Source organism: Nocardia sp. NPDC059229 (assembly GCF_042754165.1).
Taxonomy (GTDB): domain Bacteria; phylum Actinomycetota; class Actinomycetes; order Mycobacteriales; family Mycobacteriaceae; genus Nocardia.
On sequence record NZ_JBHZAK010000001.1, the window covers coordinates 1,171,938 to 1,190,832 of the forward strand.

At 68.7% G+C, this 18,895-nt stretch carries 19 protein-coding genes; 10 read left to right on the forward strand and 9 right to left on the reverse strand.

What is annotated here, in order from left to right; all coding sequences use genetic code 11:
- Nucleotides 1–36: 36 nt before the first annotated feature.
- Nucleotides 37–1,215, forward strand: a complete 1,179-nt coding sequence (locus ACFXHE_RS05455; RefSeq protein ID WP_379380020.1) for a DUF6542 domain-containing protein — start codon at nucleotides 37–39, stop codon at nucleotides 1,213–1,215.
- A gap of 137 nt (nucleotides 1,216–1,352) precedes the next feature.
- Here the strand turns inward: ACFXHE_RS05455 and ACFXHE_RS05460 are convergent, their stop codons facing one another.
- Nucleotides 1,353–2,369: a 4-hydroxy-3-methylbut-2-enyl diphosphate reductase gene (locus ACFXHE_RS05460; RefSeq protein ID WP_379380022.1), complete on the reverse strand. Its 1,017-nt coding sequence runs from the start codon at nucleotides 2,367–2,369 to the stop codon at nucleotides 1,353–1,355.
- A gap of 114 nt (nucleotides 2,370–2,483) precedes the next feature.
- Here ACFXHE_RS05460 and ACFXHE_RS05465 point away from each other — a divergent pair, with 114 nt between their 5' ends.
- From ACFXHE_RS05465 to ACFXHE_RS05475, 3 genes are all read left to right on the forward strand, one after another.
- Complete coding sequence (locus ACFXHE_RS05465; RefSeq protein WP_379380023.1) at nucleotides 2,484–3,221, forward strand: lipid droplet-associated protein; 738 nt, start codon at nucleotides 2,484–2,486, stop codon at nucleotides 3,219–3,221.
- A 357-nt stretch (nucleotides 3,222–3,578) separates the two neighbouring features.
- Complete coding sequence (gene xseA, locus ACFXHE_RS05470) at nucleotides 3,579–4,805, forward strand: exodeoxyribonuclease VII large subunit (protein WP_379380427.1); 1,227 nt, start codon at nucleotides 3,579–3,581, stop codon at nucleotides 4,803–4,805.
- Nucleotides 4,805–5,029 carry an exodeoxyribonuclease VII small subunit gene (locus tag ACFXHE_RS05475; protein WP_379380025.1) on the forward strand — a complete coding sequence of 75 codons (225 nt, stop codon included), beginning with the start codon at nucleotides 4,805–4,807 and terminating at the stop codon, nucleotides 5,027–5,029. Before xseA ends, ACFXHE_RS05475 begins: the two co-directional genes overlap by 1 nt.
- A 26-nt stretch (nucleotides 5,030–5,055) precedes the next feature.
- On the opposite strand, the gene ACFXHE_RS05480 is transcribed toward ACFXHE_RS05475, so the two are convergent.
- Nucleotides 5,056–5,637 (reverse strand): DUF4245 domain-containing protein, encoded by a 582-nt coding sequence (locus ACFXHE_RS05480; protein WP_379380027.1) that lies wholly within the window; start codon nucleotides 5,635–5,637, stop codon nucleotides 5,056–5,058.
- Between the two features lie 128 nt (nucleotides 5,638–5,765).
- On the opposite strand from ACFXHE_RS05480, the gene glpX reads away from it, so the two are divergent.
- On the forward strand, nucleotides 5,766–6,797 hold the full coding sequence (gene glpX, locus ACFXHE_RS05485) for a class II fructose-bisphosphatase (protein ID WP_356995734.1): 1,032 nt from the start codon (nucleotides 5,766–5,768) through the stop codon (nucleotides 6,795–6,797).
- A gap of 150 nt (nucleotides 6,798–6,947) precedes the next feature.
- Entirely contained in the window at nucleotides 6,948–8,354 is a 1,407-nt protein-coding gene (locus ACFXHE_RS05490) for a class II fumarate hydratase (RefSeq protein WP_379380029.1), read from the forward strand.
- 67 nt (nucleotides 8,355–8,421) lie between these two features.
- On the opposite strand, the gene ACFXHE_RS05495 is transcribed toward ACFXHE_RS05490, so the two are convergent.
- Nucleotides 8,422–9,606, reverse strand: coding sequence for an FAD-dependent monooxygenase (locus ACFXHE_RS05495; RefSeq protein ID WP_379380031.1), 1,185 nt, complete (start codon nucleotides 9,604–9,606; stop codon nucleotides 8,422–8,424).
- Nucleotides 9,607–9,711: 105 nt separating this feature from the next.
- On the opposite strand from ACFXHE_RS05495, the gene ACFXHE_RS05500 reads away from it, so the two are divergent.
- Entirely contained in the window at nucleotides 9,712–10,464 is a 753-nt protein-coding gene (locus tag ACFXHE_RS05500; protein WP_379380033.1) for a TetR/AcrR family transcriptional regulator, read from the forward strand.
- Between the two features lie 49 nt (nucleotides 10,465–10,513).
- A complete protein-coding gene (locus ACFXHE_RS05505; protein WP_379380035.1) occupies nucleotides 10,514–10,936 on the forward strand; it encodes a limonene-1,2-epoxide hydrolase family protein in 423 nt (140 codons plus the stop codon).
- Between the two features lie 108 nt (nucleotides 10,937–11,044).
- Here the strand turns inward: ACFXHE_RS05505 and ACFXHE_RS05510 are convergent, their stop codons facing one another.
- The 4 genes from ACFXHE_RS05510 to ACFXHE_RS05525 all read right to left on the reverse strand — a co-directional run bounded on the left by ACFXHE_RS05510 (nucleotide 11,045) and on the right by ACFXHE_RS05525 (nucleotide 14,751).
- Entirely contained in the window at nucleotides 11,045–11,902 is an 858-nt protein-coding gene (locus ACFXHE_RS05510; protein WP_379380037.1) for an acyl-ACP desaturase, read from the reverse strand.
- Nucleotides 11,903–12,016: 114 nt separating this feature from the next.
- Nucleotides 12,017–12,538, reverse strand: a complete 522-nt coding sequence (locus tag ACFXHE_RS05515) for an LGFP repeat-containing protein (protein ID WP_379380039.1) — start codon at nucleotides 12,536–12,538, stop codon at nucleotides 12,017–12,019.
- A gap of 194 nt (nucleotides 12,539–12,732) precedes the next feature.
- Entirely contained in the window at nucleotides 12,733–14,076 is a 1,344-nt protein-coding gene (locus ACFXHE_RS05520; protein WP_354834070.1) for a PhoH family protein, read from the reverse strand.
- 288 nt (nucleotides 14,077–14,364) lie between these two features.
- On the reverse strand, nucleotides 14,365–14,751 hold the full coding sequence (locus tag ACFXHE_RS05525) for a DUF488 domain-containing protein (RefSeq protein WP_379380429.1): 387 nt from the start codon (nucleotides 14,749–14,751) through the stop codon (nucleotides 14,365–14,367).
- A 22-nt stretch (nucleotides 14,752–14,773) separates the two neighbouring features.
- Here ACFXHE_RS05525 and ACFXHE_RS05530 point away from each other — a divergent pair, with 22 nt between their 5' ends.
- Together ACFXHE_RS05530 and ACFXHE_RS05535 are read left to right on the forward strand one after the other, a co-directional pair.
- The gene (locus ACFXHE_RS05530; protein WP_354833438.1) at nucleotides 14,774–15,046 is read left to right on the forward strand and encodes a hypothetical protein; all 273 of its coding nucleotides are present in this window, start codon (nucleotides 14,774–14,776) and stop codon (nucleotides 15,044–15,046) included.
- A gap of 178 nt (nucleotides 15,047–15,224) precedes the next feature.
- Nucleotides 15,225–15,533 (forward strand): glutaredoxin domain-containing protein, encoded by a 309-nt coding sequence (locus ACFXHE_RS05535; protein ID WP_379380041.1) that lies wholly within the window; start codon nucleotides 15,225–15,227, stop codon nucleotides 15,531–15,533.
- A 112-nt stretch (nucleotides 15,534–15,645) separates the two neighbouring features.
- Here the strand turns inward: ACFXHE_RS05535 and glyA are convergent, their stop codons facing one another.
- Complete coding sequence (gene glyA / locus ACFXHE_RS05540; protein WP_379380431.1) at nucleotides 15,646–16,941, reverse strand: serine hydroxymethyltransferase; 1,296 nt, start codon at nucleotides 16,939–16,941, stop codon at nucleotides 15,646–15,648.
- 573 nt (nucleotides 16,942–17,514) lie between these two features.
- Nucleotides 17,515–18,711: a DUF885 domain-containing protein gene (locus ACFXHE_RS05545; RefSeq protein WP_379380043.1), complete on the reverse strand. Its 1,197-nt coding sequence runs from the start codon at nucleotides 18,709–18,711 to the stop codon at nucleotides 17,515–17,517.
- Nucleotides 18,712–18,895 lie beyond the last annotated feature (184 nt).

Genomic DNA, 18,895 nt, shown 5'->3' on the forward strand with positions numbered 1-18,895 from the left:
CCTCGCGAAACACCGATATGCCTTAGTGTGCTTGACGTGGCAGTTACCCAACGCGAGCGAACCGAGGTGCCCCCGTCGCACCGTTCGATCCTGCCGTCGGTTCCCGGCGTCCCGGCCGGAGCCGCGGTGCTGATCGCTGTGACGTGCACGTTCATCGGTCTTCTGATCGACGCTCAGAGCGCGGGTAGCCGACCACAGGGCGACGAACTCACCGGTTCCTTCGCCTTGCTGTACATCGCCGGCTGTGTGGTGGCCGTGCTCGCGGTCCGCTACCGGGGACTGTTCACGACGCTCGTGCTGCCGCCGCTGCTGCTGTTCATCGCGGTGCCGCTGGCCTACCAGTTCCTATTCGGGTCCTCCGGCAGTCTCAAGCTGAAGGACATCCTGCTGAATCTGGCCATCCCGCTGGTGAATCGGTTCCCCACCATGGCGCTGGCCACCGTGATCGTGCTGATCGTCGGCGCGGTCCGCATCGTGCTGCACCACCGCGAGACCAAGGCCGGCGCGACCGGCGAACCGCGCAGGACCCGGGCCCGTGCCACCCGCCCCGGCAGCGCCCGCGCCCAGCGCACCCGCTCCACCAAGGAACCCGCCAGACGCCGCGTACGGACCGGCGCGGACACCGCTGAGGAAGGCGACGCCCCCGACACCGAGACCGCTCGCTCGTCCCGCCACGCGGGCGCCCGGGTCGCGGCCGGGCCGCCGCGGGTAAGCAACACCGGACGACCCGCCGGCGAGGGCCGCCGCCGTCGCGCCCAGGATCCGGATCAGGCCGCCGCCGAACGCACTCCGGCCGCCACCGAGAGCCGCCGCCGCGCCGCGGGCACGAACCAGTCCGGCGCCGCTACCGCCGAGGGCCGCCGCCGGGCCCAGTACGCCGAGCAGCCGTCCCGCGCCGGCGAGCGCCGCGCGGCCCCTCGCGACCAGCCCCGCAACGGAGAGCGCCGCGCCGCCCCGGCCGATCGCCCCCGCAACGGTGAGCGCCGCGCCACCCCGCCGACGCCGGATGCCGCCCAGGGCGAGGGCCGCCGCCGCGCGCAGAGCCCCGAGCAGGCCGCGGGTCGCGGCTCCGAACGCCACGCCGCCCCCGAGCGCAATCCGGCCCCCGCCGCCGAGGGTGGCCGCCGTCGTCGCGCGCAGCCGGGTGAACTGCCGCCGCATCCGCGTCCGAATGTGCGCTACCGCGAACGTGATTCGGGTCGCATCGAACGCTGAATCCTCGGCGACATTCGAGCGACTCGCACCGTATATTTCCGGCAATCAGGAAATCGGGCACGAAATAAGATCATCCGGACAGCAAATTCGCGCCCTCCACAACGAATGTGGAGGGCGCGAATGCGTTTCGGAACGAGTTACGAGCGCGCGGTGCGAAGTTCGCGCGGCAGCGAGAAGACCAGCGTCTCATTGGCGGTCGTGACCGGAACCACCGCACCGAAACCGTGCTCGGCCAGCAATTCCAGCACGCCCTCCACGAGAATCTCCGGAACCGAGGCGCCGGAGGTGACGCCGACCGTGCGAATGCCCTCCAGCCAGGCGGGATCCACCTCGCGGGCATAGTCCACCAGCTGCGCGGCGCGGGCGCCGGCACTCAGCGCGACCTCCACCAGCCGGACCGAGTTGGACGAGTTCCGGGAGCCGACCACGATCACCAGATCGCATTCGGGCGCCATGGCCTTCACCGCGGTCTGGCGGTTGGAGGTGGCGTAGCAGATGTCGTCGCTCGGCGGGTCCTGCAGCTTGGGGAACTTCTGGCGCAGGCGGTTGACCGTCTCCATGGTCTCGTCCACCGACAGCGTGGTCTGGGAGAGCCAGATCACCTTGTTCTCGTCGCGCACGGTGACCGAGTCGACGGCGTCGGGGCCGTCCACCAGCTGTACGTGGTCGGGCGCCTCACCGGCGGTGCCCTCGACCTCCTCGTGGCCCTCGTGGCCGATGAGCAGGATGTCGAAGTCGTCGCGGGCGAAGCGCTTGGCCTCCTGGTGCACCTTGGTGACCAGCGGGCAGGTGGCGTCGATGGTGTGCAGGTTGCGGCGGGCGGCGGACTCGTGAACGGCCGGGGAGACGCCGTGCGCGGAGAACACCACGAGCGCGCCCTCCGGCACCTCCTCGGTCTGGTCGACGAAGATCACACCGCGCTCGCGCAGCGTTTCCACCACGTGCCGGTTGTGCACGATTTCCTTGCGGACATAGATGGGCGCGCCGTGCTTTTCGAGCGCCTTCTCCACCGTTTCGACCGCTCGGTCCACACCGGCGCAGTAGCCGCGCGGTTCGGCGAGCAGTACTCGCTTCTCTTGTGGGCCCCGTGGCGTGTCGGCATCACCCGCCGCGGACCCGACGATTCCGACGTTCAAAGGGATAGCCGAGGACATGCCCCACAGAATACGTGTGCGCTCCGGCGCGCATTCGCGCGGAGGTCAGGGTCACAATCACTTTTCGCGGCTTTTCGCCTTTGCATCACACGGCGTTTCGGGCAGGCTAGGGGCATGTTCCGACCTCCGTTCCTGGCCCGGGTCGCCGCCGGGGCCGCCGTCTATGCTCTCGAGGAAACTCGTCGGCTACCGACGACCGCGATCAATTTCCCGATCACCGCGATCAGCCAGGTGCTGCAGACCACCATGCACCTCCAGCAGTTCGTGACCAGCCTCGCCCTCAAGGGCGACGCCGTTTTCGACCGTTTGCTCAACCAGCCCGAAGAACAGCCCGCCTGGGCCACCTTCGATGAGGATGAGGAAGACGAGCAAACTCCGAGCTTCGCCGCCGAATCGGTACGGCAGAGCCGTTTCGACCTCTTCACCGAGCCGGAACCGGCCGTCGCCGAGCCCGCTCCGGCCGTGGTGGAGCCGGTCGCGGCCCCTGAACCGGTCGCGGTCGAGACCGAGCCGGTCGCGGTCGAGACCGAACCGGTCGCGGTCGAGACCGAGCCGGTGCCCGCCGAATCGGCCGCGCAGGAGGCAGCCGATCCGGAGGACGCCGAGACCGCCGCGCCCGCAACGGCGTCCAAGGCGGCCACCAACGGCCACCACAGCAGCGCCGTCGCCGAGCCCGAAGTGGCGGCCCGCTTCGACTACTCCGCCATGACCATCGCCCAGCTGCGCGCCCGCCTGCGCCAGCTGACCGTCGACGACCTCTCGGCTCTCCTCGCCTACGAGCAGGAGACCCTCGATCGCGCCCCGTTCGTCACCATGCTGACCAACCGCATCGCGACCGTTCAGGCGAAGTGAACCCAACTCTCGGGAGCTCTCAGGGGTTTCACCCCTGAAACCCCGCGAGACTGCGGGGCTCCGCCCCGGACCCCGAAACAACTCGAGACTGCGGGCACCGCCCGGACCCGATACAACGTTCGGGGCCCGGCCCCGGAACTCCGACACCGTCACATCGGCGGTCCTCGACCAGCGCCGGCCGCTCGGGCCACCACCCGGGCGGCCGGTGTTCGTATTCACCGGGATCCGCGGGGTCGGACAGCGCGCGAATCCCGTGTCGGCGGGCGGTGTGCGCCGGGCGTCGGTGGGCACTGACAGAATCGTGCGGTGAGCACCGATACGACGCCGCGGCCGCCGAGCTCGTCCGCCGAGAACCCGATGCCGGTGCGGACCGTCGCGGTGAAGGTGGCGCAGTGGATCGACCGGCTGGGGGCGGTCTGGGTGGAGGGGCAGATCACCCAGATGAATGTGCGGCCGGGGACGCGGACGGCCTTCCTGGTGCTGCGGGATACGGCGGCGGACATGTCGCTGTCGGTGACCTGTGATCCGGAGCTGCTGCGTAATTCGGCGGTGCCGCTGCAGGAGGGCAGCCGGGTCGTCGTGCACGGCAAGCTGTCGTTCTTCACCGGGCGGGGCACGGTGTCGTTGCGGGTCACCGAGATTCGGCCGGTGGGCATCGGCGAGCTGCTGGCCCGCATCGAACGCTTGAAGGCGCTGCTGTCGGCGGAGGGCCTGTTCGATCCGCGGCTCAAGCGCCCGATCCCGTTCCTGCCCAATCGGATCGGCCTGATCACCGGCCGCGCCAGCGCCGCCGAGCACGATGTGGTGACGGTGGCCACGCAGCGCTGGCCGGCGGTGCGTTTCGAGATTCGCAATACCGCCGTGCAGGGCCCGACCGCGGTGCCGCAGATCCTGGAGGCCATCGCCGCGCTCGACGCGAATCCCGAGGTGGATGTGATCGTGCTGGCGCGCGGCGGCGGCAGTGTCGAGGATCTGCTGCCGTTCTCCGATGAAACCCTGTGCCGCGCCATCGTTTCCGCCACCACTCCGATCGTGAGCGCCATCGGCCACGAGCCGGACAATCCGATCGCGGACTATGTCGCCGACCTGCGGGCCGCCACCCCCACCGACGCCGCCAAGCGCATCGTGCCCGACGCCGCCGCCGAAACCGCGCTGCTGCAGGAACTTCGGTCCCGCGCGAACGCGGCCCTGCGCGGCTGGGTGGACCGCGAGGCCCGCGCCCTGACCCAATTGCGTTCCCGCCCGGTGCTGGCCGACCCGCTGCGCCTGCTCGATCAGCGCCACGACGAGGTGGAGCGGCTGCGCGCCGGCGCCCAGCGGGCCGTGGACCACCTGCTGAACGGTGAGTCCACCACCACCCGGCACCTGCGCGAAAAACTCTCCGCGGTGGGCCCGGCCGCCACCCTGGCCCGCGGTTACGCCGTGGTACAGCGGGTGAACGGCAAGGACCGCGAGGTGGTCCGCGCCATCGAGGACTCCCCGCCCGGCACGCAGCTCCGCATCCGGGTGGCCGACGGCGCGATCTCCGCCGCCGCCCTCGGCGCCCAATCCCTGGCTCCCCGCCCGACCCGGAAGGACTCCTGATGACCGATGACGAACGCGCCGAAATCGCCACCTTCGGCTACGAGCGCGCCCGCGACGAACTGGTCAATGTCGTCAAGATGCTCGAGCAGGGCGGCATGGATCTCGACGACTCGCTGGCCCTGTGGGAACGCGGCGAAGCCCTCGCCACCCGCTGCGAACAGCACCTCGCCGGCGCCCGCAAGCGCGTCGAGGACGCCCTCGCCCACCGCACCTCGGAGGGCTGACCGCCGCAAGGCGACGATTTATCCGATCAGCTGTGCGGCAGCGGCTGGGCCTGGGCGATCGCGGTGGCGAGGGTGTTGAAGGCGGGGCCGTTGCCCGCGCCCTTGATCAGGACCCGGGCGTCGCCGAAGTCGGCGATCCAGGCCGGTTCGGAGCCGGATTCGGTGAAGACGCTCCACTTCTGGTTGCCGCGCTGCTCGGTGCCGGTCGCGGTGAGGTTGGCCGCGTACTTCTTGGCCAGGGCGTCCACGCTCGCGTTGGACTGGGTCAGCTGCATGTAGGTGCCCTGCGGCGTGATGAAGCCAACAGTGCTGGCGTCGCCGCCGCCGGAACCGGTGAGGACGTCGTGGCTGCCGGAGTTCGGGGTCCACTTGTCCGGCCCGGAGTCCGGGAGGGCGGGCAGGCGAATGGGGAACGACATGAGCCTGGCGTCGTCGGTGAGCGCGGCCTTCACGTCGAAGTGGGGAATCTGCCCCTGCGTCGGACCTTTCGCGGAGAACGAGCACTGGCTGGCGATGCCCGCGATGACCAGGCAGATCAGCACCAGCGGGAGCAGGGACCAGGCCAGGTCCTTGTAGTCGTGCTGGGTGCGCGGCTTTTGGTACGACACGCACTCAGTATCCACGGGGCCCGGGTGCGACCGAGCTCACGGTCTCGGGAAACGTAAGTACGTGCCGAGGGCCGCAAACCGCAATGCGACAATTTACGCAGCTTTAGACAACCAAGGAGGCTCTCGTCATGACCGCATCCAGCCGCCGCGAGGCACCGGACCGCAACCTAGCGCTCGAGTTGGTCCGGGTCACCGAGGCCGGCGCCATGGCCGCGGGCCGCTGGGTCGGCCGTGGTGACAAGGAGGGCGGCGACGGCGCGGCCGTGGACGCCATGCGGCAGCTGGTGGCGACGGTTTCCATGCGCGGCATCGTCGTGATCGGTGAGGGCGAGAAGGACGAAGCGCCCATGCTGTACAACGGCGAGCTGGTCGGCGACGGCACCGGCGCGGAACTGGATTTCGCGGTCGACCCGATCGACGGCACCACCCTGATGTCGAAGGGTTCCCCGGGCGCGATCTCCGTGCTGGCGGTCGCCGAGCGCGGCGCCATGTTCGATCCCTCGGCCGTGTTCTACATGGAGAAGATCGCCGTCGGCCCCGACGCCGCCGATGTGATCGACCTATCGGCCCCGATCGCGGAGAACCTACGCCGGGTCGCCAAGGCCAAGAACTCCTCGGTCTCCGACCTGACCGTGTGCATCCTGGACCGCCCCCGCCACGCCGAGCACATGAAGGCCGTGCGCGACGCGGGCGCCCGCATCCGCCTCATCTCCGACGGTGACGTGGCCGGCGCCATCGCCTGTGCCCGCCCGGAGTCCGGCGTCGACATGCTGATCGGCATCGGCGGCACCCCCGAGGGCATCATCGCCGCGGCCGCCATGCGCTGCCTGGGCGGCGCGCTGCAGGGCAAGCTGGCCCCCAAGGACGACGCCGAGCGGCAGAAGGCCATCGACGCCGGTCACGATCTGGACCGCATCCTGAACACCACGGATCTGGTCTCCGGTGAGGACGTCTTCTTCAGCGCCACCGGCGTCACCGACGGCGACCTGCTCAAGGGCGTCCGCTACTACGGCGGCGGCGCGTACACCCAGTCCATCGTCATGCGCGCCAAGTCCGGCACCATCCGCATGGTCGACGCCTACCACCGGCTGACCAAGCTGCGCGAGTACGCGTCGGTGGACTTCGTCGGCGACGAGCACGCCACCCCGCCGCTCCCCTGATCCGAGCGAAACAGCTTGCCGCCCCGGTGGATCCGTCCACCGGGGCGGCGCCGTCTCCGGGGCCGGCGATGTCCTATTCCCGCAGGCGCTGTGCGGATTCCCTCAGGCGTGGCACCCCCACGGGGTGCGCTGCGGGCATAGGGTCGGTCCATGAGCGAGGAGACGCAGTACCGCATCGAACACGACACCATGGGCGAGGTCCGCGTTCCCGTCGACGCGCTGTGGCGGGCGCAGACCCAGCGGGCGGTGGAGAACTTCCCGATCAGCGGACGCGGCCTGGAGCGCGCGCAGATTCGCGCACTCGGCCTGTTGAAGGCGGCCTGCGCGGCCGTGAATCGCGATCTGGGCCTGCTGGACAAGGCCAAGGCCGACGCCATCATCGCGGCTGCGGAGGAAGTCGCCGACGGCCGCCACGACGACCAGTTCCCGATCGATGTCTTCCAGACCGGATCGGGCACCAGCTCGAACATGAACGCCAACGAGGTGATCGCGAGCATCGCCGCCCGTGACGGCGTCACCGTGCACCCCAACGACGACGTGAACATGTCGCAGTCGTCCAATGACACCTTCCCCACCGCAACGCATCTCGCGGCCACCGAGGCGGTGGTCAAGGATCTGGTCCCGGCCCTGGATCATCTGCGGCTGGCGCTGCTGGACAAGTCCCAGGAGTGGAAGTACGTGGTCAAGTCCGGCCGCACCCATCTGATGGACGCGGTTCCGGTCACCCTGGGCCAGGAGTTCGGCGGCTACACCCGGCAGGTGAGCGCGGGCATCGAGCGCCTGCTGGCCACCCTGCCCCGGGTGGGCGAGCTGGCCATCGGCGGCACCGCGGTCGGCACAGGATTGAACGCGCCGGCCGGTTTCGGCGCGAAAGTCGTTGCGGAGCTGGCCCGGGTGACCGATCTGGATCACCTGTCGGAGGCCCGCGATCACTTCGAGGCGCAGGCCGCCCGCGACGGCCTGGTGGAGTTGTCCGGTGCGCTGCGCACGGTCGCGATCAGCCTGACCAAGATCGCCAACGATATTCGCTGGATGGGTTCGGGCCCGCTCACCGGTCTGGCCGAGCTGCAGCTGCCGGACCTGCAGCCGGGTTCCTCGATCATGCCGGGCAAGGTGAATCCGGTACTGCCGGAGGCGGTTACGCAGGTGGCCGCGCAGGTCATCGGCAATGATGCCGCGATCGCCTGGGGCGGCGGCAACGGCGCGTTCGAATTGAACGTCTACATTCCGATGATGGCCCGCAATGTGCTGGAGTCGATTCGCCTGCTGGCCAATGTCTCCCGCCTGTTCGCCGACAAGTGCGTCCGCGGCCTGGTCGCCGATGTGGACCGGCTGCGGCGGCTGGCGGAATCCTCGCCGTCGATCGTGACCCCGTTGAATTCCGCCATCGGCTACGAGGAGGCGGCGGCGGTCGCCAAGCAGGCGTTGAAGGAGCACAAGACGATCCGGCAAACGGTGATCGATCGCGGTCTGATCGGCGACAAGCTCTCGGTCGAAGAACTGGACCGCCGGCTGGATGTGCTCTCCATGGCACAGGTGGATGGAAAGAACGAATAGGGCGTCACATTCGGCATCCGGCTCGGCGGGTGTGGCGGCGGTGGCTGCCACACCCGCGCCAGGGGGTTCAAGCGGCGCCGACCATGTCCGGGTAGTTCTTCAAATCGATGTCGTTCTTGGCGTTCTCGGCGTACTTCGCCATCATCTTGAAGCCGCGCGAACGCACGAACCAATTACGAAGGCGCAGACCGCGTGCGGTCCGGGGCGCCAGGAATCGGCCCGGGCTGGCATCGTCGGTCTTGCGCAGCAGACGCTTCATGATTTCCTCGTAGCGAGCGAATGCCACGGTGTGATCGCCGTCGGCCGCGGCCAGTTCACCGGCCAGCACATAGGCCCCGACAATCGCCGAACCGGTGCCGAATCCGTTCAGCGTGTGGCCGTGCGCGGAATCGCCGACCAGCGCCACCCGCCCCGACGTGAAGTGCTTCATCGACACCTTGGCGATGGCGTCCAGGTAGAAACCGTCCAGGTGCGGGAGTTCGGCCAGCATGCGCGGCACCTCCCAGCCCATTCCGGCGAAACGCTCGGCGACGATGCGGCGCTGCTGGTCGAAATCGTCACGCGAGTAATCGATTTCGGGCGAGGCGAACAGGTACATCTGCGCGGCCTTGTTACCGCCTGTCATGGCGAGCCGGCCGGGGGTATTGCAGCCGAGAGACCTGGCGCGGGGCCGATTCCCTTCCGGCATGTCCTCCCAGACCGAGGCTCCCGCGATGGCGTAGTAGTAGCCGTCGTGCGTGACGAAGTCCGCCTCCGGGCCGAAGGCCAGCTTCCGCACCCGTGAATGGATGCCGTCGCACCCGAAGACCAGATCGAAGACTCGCGCGGGCGCGTTCTCGAATTCGACGTATACCCCGTCGCCGGTCTCCCGCAGCGCGGTGACGGTGTCGCCGAAGAGGTATTCGCACTCGCCGGCGGTCCGGCTGTAGAGGATCCGGGCGAGGTCGCCGCGCAGGATCTCGATATCGCCGCCGAGGAACTCCCCGGCCATCACGGCCTGCTCGACGCCGCTCTCGTCGACCAGCACCCAGTCGGTCTTGCCGGTCTGCCGCCGCTCGATGTCGCCGAGCACGCCCATGCGCTCGAGCACGGTCATGTGGGTCTCGCCGGTGAAGTCGATGGCCTGGCCGCCGGCGCGCAGCGCGGGCGCCTTCTCTACCACGGTCACCTGGAAGCCGTAGCGGTGCAGCCAGTAGGCGAGGGCGGGACCGGCGACGCTGGCTCCGGAGATGAGGACGGTGGTGTTGCGCATGGCGGTGACTCCTTCGATAACTGCGTCCCTCGGACGCTGTTGATGGCGATAGCGTACGATGGACGCAGTTTCACGTCAAGCCCGGAATCCGGAAGGATGGCGACCATGCCGGCACCGACCACCCTCGAACTGCTCTGGGGCTCCCCCGACCGCCCTCGGCGCGGGCCCAAGCCTTCCCTCACGCTGGAGCGCATCGTCGCCGAGGCCATCGACCTCGCCGACGCCGAAGGACTGGACAACCTGTCCATGGCGCGGCTGGCCGAACGCCTCGGCTGCGCCAAGATGGCGCTGTACCGCTACCTCCCCGGCAAGACCGAGCTCATCGCGGTCATGGTGGACACCGTCCTCGGCGTGCCACCGGAAAACACCACCGCCCCTTCGGATTCCGATCCGGAACCCTGGCGCACCTACCTACGCCCGTGGACCGAGACCTTCTTCACCCGCGCCGTCGCACACCCCTGGGCGAACGAAGCGTCCACCGGCATCCGCCCGATGGGCCCGAATGAGCTGGCCTGGCTCGATTCGGCCGTCGGCGCGCTGAACGGCACCGGTCTGACCGCGGCCGAGTGTTTCGACACCGTCGTGCTGCTGCTGGGTCACGCCCGCGGCATCGCCCAGCAGACCGCGACGGCGGGTGAGGATCTGGAGGGCGGACTGGCCCGGGAGCTCGGCGAGGTGCTGTCGGCGCAGGCAGAGCGCTTTCCGCACGCCGCAGCCGCCTTCGCCGAGACCATGTCCGGAACCGCCGCCGAGACCGGCCGCGACAATGCCCTCGTCTTCGGCATCGACCGCATCCTGGACGGCTTGGCCGTGCTCATCGAGACCCGGCGTAGCCGCCACGAACGGACACAGCGGTAGTTGCCGCGGATATCTGTGCCACTGTCCGGTTTCGGCCTACGCTCGGCTCATGTCAGAGCTACCCGAGCTGAAGCAGGATCCGGTCACCACGGTGCGCGAGTTCTTCGCGGCAATGGAAATGAAGATCGTCGGCGAAGCCCTGGAGCTGGTCGATCCCGGCATCGTCTGGAAGAACACCTCGCTCCCCGACATCCGCGGCGTGGACCGCGTGCGCTGGGTATTGAATCTGCTCAACAGTCCCCGCTACGGCTTCCGCGCCGATATGCATCACATCGCCGCCACCGAGGACGGCACGGTGCTCACCGAACGCACCGACTATCTGCGCATGGGCCCGGTCGAGATCTCGTTCTGGGTCTGCGGCACCTTCGAGCTCCGTGACGGCCGCATCACGCTGTGGCACGACCACTTCAGCTGGGAGAACTTCCTGCGCGGCACGGTCACCGGCGTCGTGCGCGCACTCCTTCCCCGCTGAGCCGGCTCTCCCGGCGGAAAGCACGACGCCCGCCACGTTTTCGCGGCGGGCGTCGGCATCGAACCGCGCACAGGGCACGGGATCAGGTTCTGCGGGGCAGGGGCACGCTCAGGGGCGCAGGTGGGCCAGTTCGGCGCGCGCCTTCTCGCCTTCCTCACCGAAGTCGGTGCGGCTGAAGATCTTCCACTGCTCGAGCAGGGGCGCGAAGACCAGTTCGGCTTCGTTCGCACGGTCGTAGATGCCGGCCTCCGCGAGGACCTCGTCGCTGGTGCGGCCGTCGGCGAGCTGCACCACCGGGGCGTGGAAGTCGGCGATGCGGTCGGCGATGGCGCGCACGGTCTGGTCGGGGGCCAGGTCGAGGGCCGCGCCGACCAGGTTGGCGAAGAAGACGGCTTGCAGTTCGTCGTCGGCGGCCAGCCGGTCGGCGATGGTCGCGACCATGACATTGTCGGCCAGGCGCGCGGTGGTGCGGTGCCGGACGGCGGCCGCGGTCTCTTCCAGTGCCCAGGCGGCGAGCACGTCGGGCAGGTGCATGGCGGGCCGGCGGAAGCCGGTGGTCATATGCGCCATGCGCATCCGCTCCAGCGCGACCGGGTCGACGGCGCGGGTGACCATCAGGTAGTTGCGGATGAGGATCTCGTGCCGGTTCTCCTCCGCGGTCCAGCGGCCGACCCAGCGCCACCACGGTCCGCTACGCAGGTACTTGCCGACCTCGCGGTGGTAGGCGGGCAGGTTGTCGGCGATCAGCACGCTCACCGTGAGCGCGGTCTTGGCGACCTCGCTGAGGTCGGATTGCGCCGGTTCCCAATCGGTTCCGCCGAGGAACTGGAAATTGCGGCCGTCGTCCCACGGCACGTAGTCGTGGGGCTGCCACTCGGGGGCGGCGGCGATGTGCCGCTCGAGGTTGGTCTCCACCTCCGCCGCGAGTGATTCCAGCAGTTCCCGATCGGACAAAACGTTCTGCACGCGAACAACCTAGCGGCATCGGGGCAAACATGGGGGCCTTCGCGCGGTATTCGAATCCGCTATGGCCGCAGCCAGGCCCGGGATGCCGTCACCGGGCGGCCCGGACCGGCCGGGCTACTTCTCGGTGACCGTGGTCTCGTTGTCCACCCAGGTGATGGAGCCGCCACTGAAATCGCTCTGCTTGCCGCCGGTGATGTCGTATTCGTCGCTGGCCGGGTAGCCGAGCTTGCCGCTCGCGCCGCCCTGCTCGTCCCACGCCTTGCGGATCTCGCCCCACACCACGTGGGTGCCGTCGGCCGGGCTGAAGTAGATTGCGCCGCCGTCGAATTCCTGCACCATGCCGCCGTCGGGCGCGTCCGTGGCGGGGCCGGTGGGCATGCCGAGAGTTCCGGTGGCGCCGCCCATGTGGTTGTACTTATCGAGAATGCCGCCGGCGACGGCGACCTCGGCGCCGTCGCGGGTGGCGATCTTGGTTTCGGCGGCGTGGGTGTCATCGCGGGCCGGCGCGGCCGCGGTGGTGGTCGAGGTCGTGGACGACGCGGAGTTCTTGTCGTCCTTGCTGCAGCCCGCGCCGAATGCGGTGACAACCGCAAGCGCCGCGATGATGCCAGCCGTACGTCGTGCGAAGTGGTGCACTTTCCATCCTCCCGCGAATCCTGGCCGACAACCCGGTTACGATCCGGCGAATCGGACAGCAATCACCGAAGGGGTATCCGAGCTGGAATTACAGCGAAACGTACCTCACCACATGTGAGTTCAACCACTTGCCAAAGAATTGCCCGGCCGGAGGCGCGTCGCGCTCCGACCGGGCAGGTCCTAACTACCGGGCGTCAGGAATTGGGCCCGAACTCCTCCAGCATCTCGGTGACCAGCGCCGCGATCGGCGACCGCTCACTACGGGTCAGGGTGACGTGCGCGAACAACGGGTGCCCCTTGAGCTTTTCGATCACGGCGGCCACGCCGTCGTGCCGGCCCACGCGCAGATTGTCGCGCTGTGCGACGTCGTGGGTGAGCACCACCCGCGACCCGCTGCCCAACCGGCTCAGCACCGTGAGCAGCACATTGCGTTCCAGCGACTGCGCCTCGTCCACGATCACGAAGGAGTCGTGCAGCGAGCGCCCGCGAATGTGGGTGAGCGGCAGCACCTCCAGCATGCCGCGCGCCTGCACCTCCTCCATCACCTCCGGGCTGGCCAGCCCGTCGAGGGTGTCGAAGACGGCCTGCGCCCACGGCCCCATCTTCTCGCTCTCGGAGCCCGGCAGATAGCCGAGCTCCTGTCCACCCACCGCGTAGAGCGGCCGGAACACCACCACCTTCCGATGCGAGCGGCGCTCCAGCACCGCTTCGAGCCCGGCGGTCAGCGCCAGCGCGGATTTGCCGGTGCCGGCCCGCCCGCCGAGCGAGACGATGCCGACGCTCTCGTCGAGCAGCAGATCCAGCGCGATGCGCTGTTCGGCCGAGCGCCCGTGCAGCCCGAAGGCCTCCCGATCACCCCGCACCAGTTGCACCCGCTTGTCCGGCGTCACCCTCGCCAGCGCGCTGCCGCGCGGGCTGAGCATCCGAATTCCGGTGTGGCAGGGCATGTCCCGAGCCTCGTCGAGGTCGATGACGCTGTCGGAGTAGAGCTTGTCGACGGTGCCGGTGGCGACCTCCAGTTCCACCATGCCGGTCCAGCCGGAGGTGACGACGTCCTGCGCGTGGTACTCGTCGGCCCGCAGGCCGACCGCGCCGGCCTTGACGCGCAGCGGAATGTCCTTGGACACCAGCACGACTCGCTGTCCCTCGGCGGCCAGGTTGAGCGCGCAGGCCAGGATGCGGGAATCGTTGGTGTCCGTGCGGAATCCGACGGGCAATACGGTTGGGTCGGTGTGGTTCAACTCCACCTGGAGTGTCCCGCCCTGGGTGCCGACCGACACCCGCTGATCGAGCCGACCGTGTGCCAGACGCATGTCGTCCAGCATGCGCAGTGCCTCGCGAGCGAACCAGCCGAGCTCGTGGTGATGGCGTTTGGCCTCGAGTTCACTGATCACCACCAGCGGCAGCACCACATGGTGCTCGCCGAAGCGGGTCAGTGCCCAGGGGTCGGACAGCAACACCGACGTGTCGACTACGAATGTTTTCGCCGGTCCGGAATCGGCCGACTGCGAGGCGCGAACTCCCCGTGTCGTGGTCAGCGGGCTCTGGTCAGAGCCGGCGTCCCTGCTGGGAGCGTTGACGGAGCGTGCATCAGTCACGGTGGGCTCCTTTGCCACTCGCGCGACACCGCGCGAGCGTTCTCGCTGGGCCGGTCAGCCTTGGGGTCGTACGACCCGAGGGCCGGGTGCCGGCCCCCTCGCACTGAGTTGCTCAGTCACGATCAGGACCTCCCGTACGAGCCACACCTACGCGGCTCGCACTCCCGACGCTACCGCCGAAATCGCGATCCGGCTTCCGGACTGCGGGGCACATTGGTGAAGATCGCGTTAACGCGAGTCCGCTCTGTGTGTTTCGTCCAATTCACTCAGCAGCACGGGAACATGGCTGCGCTCCGGCTCTTTGGTGGCCGTGACCAGCGTCAACGGGGCGGTTGCGGCCTCCGACCGCAGCCGCGCCAGCCCCTCCTGCGCCGCGTCCGCCGCGAGCTCGATTCGATACCTGCGCTCGAACTCGGCACGGCGTGTCTCCGGCGCGGCGTGATACCACCTCCGCAGCTCGTTCGAGGGCGTCACGTCCTTGGCCCATTCGTCTATGGCCGCTTGCTGTTTGCTGATGCCGCGCGGCCAGAGCCGATCCACCAGCACCCGGCGGCCGTCGGCCGCATCGGGATCGTCGTACACCCGCTTGACCCGGTACCTGGGTTGCTGTGCCATGCCCTCCATTACAGTCGAGGTCATGGCCGAAACTGCGGATCTGGCAACGCTGCCCACCAAGGAATTGCACGACCGTGCCGTGAAGCTGGCAGCCCGGCGCGGCGACATCAAGTTCCTGTGGCAACTGCTCAAGGCGATTCCCGGCGCCGAGGTCGCGGCCGGTAATCAGGGCGAGGGCGAGGTCGACATCTGGAACACCGTCGCCCTGCTCGACGACTACTTCCACGCCGGCGAGGGCAGGGTCGGCGAGGCGCTGCGCCCGATGTACCTGGACTACCTGAGCAAGCACGCCTGAATCAGGAGCCGTCGCGCGTGCCGTGCCATCCCGTCGGCACGGCACGCACGGCGGACTACAAGCCGAATCACCTGCGCCGCTTGGCAATTCTCGATTCCGCGGCACCGACTTTCGGCCCCGGCGTCACCCTCGCCCCGCCGACATGGTGGCGGCGGCCGCGCGGACCTAGACTCCGATCATGACCACCGACGCCACCCCGGAACTGGTCGTCTACCGCCGCCCGGGTTGCCCCTACTGCTCCCGCATGCGCCGAGTGCTCAATCGCCACGGCATCGTCCACCGCGAGGTCGACATCTGGCAGGACCCGGAGGCGGCCGCCTTCGTCCGCTCGGTGGCCGACGGCAACGAGACCGTCCCCACGGTCGTCCTGCGCGCCGGCGACTCCGAACGGAACTGGGTGAACCCGCATCCCAAGCAGCTGATCGCCACCGTGACCGCGGATGCTCCGAGCCTCACGGGCGGACCGCGCAAGTTCTGGTCGTTCTAGCCGGGAATCCTTGGCGGACAACGAATTTCATCATGACAGCAAGTCTCACCGCGACGCGGAGAGCCCGCCGCGATCATCGGATCACGGCGGGCCCTCATCGTCTCGGCGGGCGTCAGCCCAGCAGGCGCCAGTCCTCGAGGCCCTCGTACAGCGGGAAGTCCTGCGCCAGCGTGGAAACGCGCTGACGCAGCGAGTCCAGATCGGCGGAGCCGGTGAGGGCGGCGGCGATGATGTCGGCGACCTCGGTGAACTGCTCGTCGCCGAAGCCGCGGGTGGCCAGCGCCGGGGTGCCGATGCGCAGGCCGGAGGTGACCATCGGCGGGCGCGGGTCGAACGGAACGGCGTTGCGGTTCACGGTGATTCCGATTTCGTGCAGCAGATCCTCGCCCTGCTGGCCGTCCAGCTGCGAGTTGCGCAGGTCCACCAGCACCAGGTGCACGTCGGTGCCGCCGGTGAGCACGGTGATGCCCTTGGCCTTGGCGTCGGGCGCGGTCAGGCGCTCGGCGAGGATCTTGGCGCCGGAGATGGTGCGCTCCTGGCGCTCCTTGAACTCCGCGGTGCCGGCGATCTTGAAGGCCACGGCCTTGGCGGCGATGGCGTGCATGAGCGGGCCGCCCTGCTGACCCGGGAAGACCGCGGAGTTCAGCTTCTTGGCGAACTCCTGCTTGGCCAGGATCAGACCGGAACGGGGGCCGCCCAGGGTCTTGTGCACGGTCGAGGACACCACGTCCGCGTGCGGCACCGGCGACGGGTGCAGCCCGGCCGCGACCAGACCGGCGAAGTGCGCCATGTCGACCCAGAGGTAGGCGCCGACCTCGTCCGCGATCTCGCGGAAGGCGGCGAAGTCCAGGTGCCGGGGGTACGCCGACCAGCCGGCCACGATCACCTTCGGGCGGGTGTCGCGGGCGATCTTGCGCACCTCGTCCATGTCGACGCGGTGGTCTTCCTTGGCGACGCCGTAGGCGTGCACCTCGTACAGCTTGCCGGAGAAGTTCAGGCGCATGCCGTGGGTGAGGTGACCGCCGTGCGCCAGATCCAGGCCCAGCAGCTTCTCGCCCGGGTTCATCAGCGCCATCAGCACCGCGGCATTGGCCTGCGCGCCCGAATGCGGCTGGACATTGGCGAATTCCGCGCCGAACAGTTCCTTGACGCGGGCGCGGGCCAGATCCTCGACGATGTCGACGTTCTCGCAGCCGCCGTAGTAGCGGCGACCCGGGTAGCCCTCGGCGTACTTGTTGGTGAGCACGCTGCCCTGCGCCTGCAGCACCGCGCGCGGCACGAAGTTCTCCGAGGCGATCATCTCGAGGGTGTCGCGCTGGCGAGCGAGTTCGCCGCCCATCGCGGACGCGACCTCGGGATCGAGTTCGGCGAGGGACTGGCTGTTGACAGAGGCGCTCGTCTGGGTCACGCCGCCGAGTCTATTGGCCGCTGCCACGGAGCCGATCTGGGGGTTCTCTGTCTCGTTCATCGCGCACCTCCGTTGTCCGGGTACCCCGAATACGGTTCGGGGTTCGCCAGGCACCCAGGCGCGCGGTGCCGGACTTCGGTGCTTCCCGGTGGTTGCTTCCACCTCGAGTGCGCCAGTCGCGGTCCGGTCATCGTATCCCGCGACCGGCGGAGACGATCCGCCGGTCGCCACGCGCGGACGAATCGTGCCCCGGAAATTGGGGGCAGAGGAATCGTCGGCGCAGGAGAGACGACCCCGAATAGCCGCGAGCGGTGGACATCACTCCGGAATCAGGCTATGGCGGAGCAACAAATCTCGGTAAGGTGACGCAACGCTGGCCTCTTTGGGCCAGTGTCCTTGGCCCATCCCAAATTTCGAGGTATTCATCACCATGACGCTGTTCAACATCGCGACCGGCAGCCCCACCGACTTCCTCTTCACCATCCTGAAGACCCTGTGCACCATGTCGAGCGGCGGCGCCTCCTGCGCCTCCTGGGGCGCGTAAACCGCGGTCACGACATCGGGGAGTACCCCTCACAGCCGGCGGATCGCGCCGGGTGTGAGGGGTTCGTCCAAGAGACGGCGAAAACGCTCGGACCGGTCTTCCGGATCGGCTGCCCGGTCCAGCCACCCTCCCAGCAATCGATATCCCTCCACATACGTGGAGATATAGGCCCGCCACAGCGGCGATGACAGGAATCGCAGCGATTGTGCGGCCCGCTCCGGAGTGACCAGACTCCAGCGCTGCAGAAATTCCGACACCTCACCGGCATCCCGCCGGCGATCGTGCAGCAGCAGCGCGGCATCCTGGCGCACGCTCAGCAGATTCGCGGACGCGTTCGAAATCCTTTCGGCGCGTTCGCCATCGAAGCGCAGCCCCAGGTCCGCGTAGATCTCCTGCGCCCAGCGGCCCCAGCCCGGGCCGACGATCGACTTCAGGGCCAGATCGGCCAGCCCCTCCGCCATCAGGCACTGCGGGGTGTTCACCAGGAACAGCGTCTGCTCGGCCTGACCCGCACCCACCAGCCCTGCCTCTTTCCGGCAGTGCTCGGTGTGATGACCCGGGTAGGCCTCGTGCGCGATCAGGTGCGGCAGCTGTGACATGTGCTGCTTGAGATCGGAATTGATGGCCACCCGGGATTGGTAGTTGCCCAGGTAATAGTTGAAGCCCGACCACGGCTTGTCGCCCACCACTTCGTATTCCACGTGCTCGTTGTCCGGCAGCGGATAGCGGTCGCGGACGAGTTCCCGCAGCGCGCCGGAGAACGCGGCGACGCATTCCTTCAGGCGTTCGGGCGGAATCTCGTCCTGGCGGCGGTGCACGGTAATGCGGTCGAGCAGTTCGCCGTCACCGGGCAGCACCTCGTCCAGCTGCCGGTGCGCCTCGCGGTAGTTCTCGGTATCGCCGGGGGTGATATCCACGTCGAAGTAGGCGCGGACCTCGTCGACGAAGTTGATGTCCTCCCCGGCGAATTTGCGGCCCGAGCATTCCATCGCGCGCAGGTGCGCCTCCAGGAATTCGACGCGCTCCGCGGGGAGGCCGGCCTCGGGCAGTTCCTTGCGCAGTGCGGCTGCCCGGTGCGCGATATCACGCGGCTCCGGCGCGGGCGCGTTCTCCACCTCGCGGCGCAGGCCGGGATCGCCGGTATAGGCGTCCACGAACCCCTCTTCGAGCCGGTCGAATGCCAGACCCAGCCGCAGATATTCGGTGACCAGTGGATGCGCTGCCATAGTCCGACCCTATGCGATCCGATCGCTCCGGGCGGGGCGGATCAGGCTGTCGCACAACCTCACCGGACACGCCCGACCACTGAGATGTAGTCCATCTCACTCTGGTTACCCGTCAGTAGCAACACCTGGTGTTCACCCCGATGTTGGAGCCGAGCACAATTCGGCTATGCGTGGAGTGTTGGCC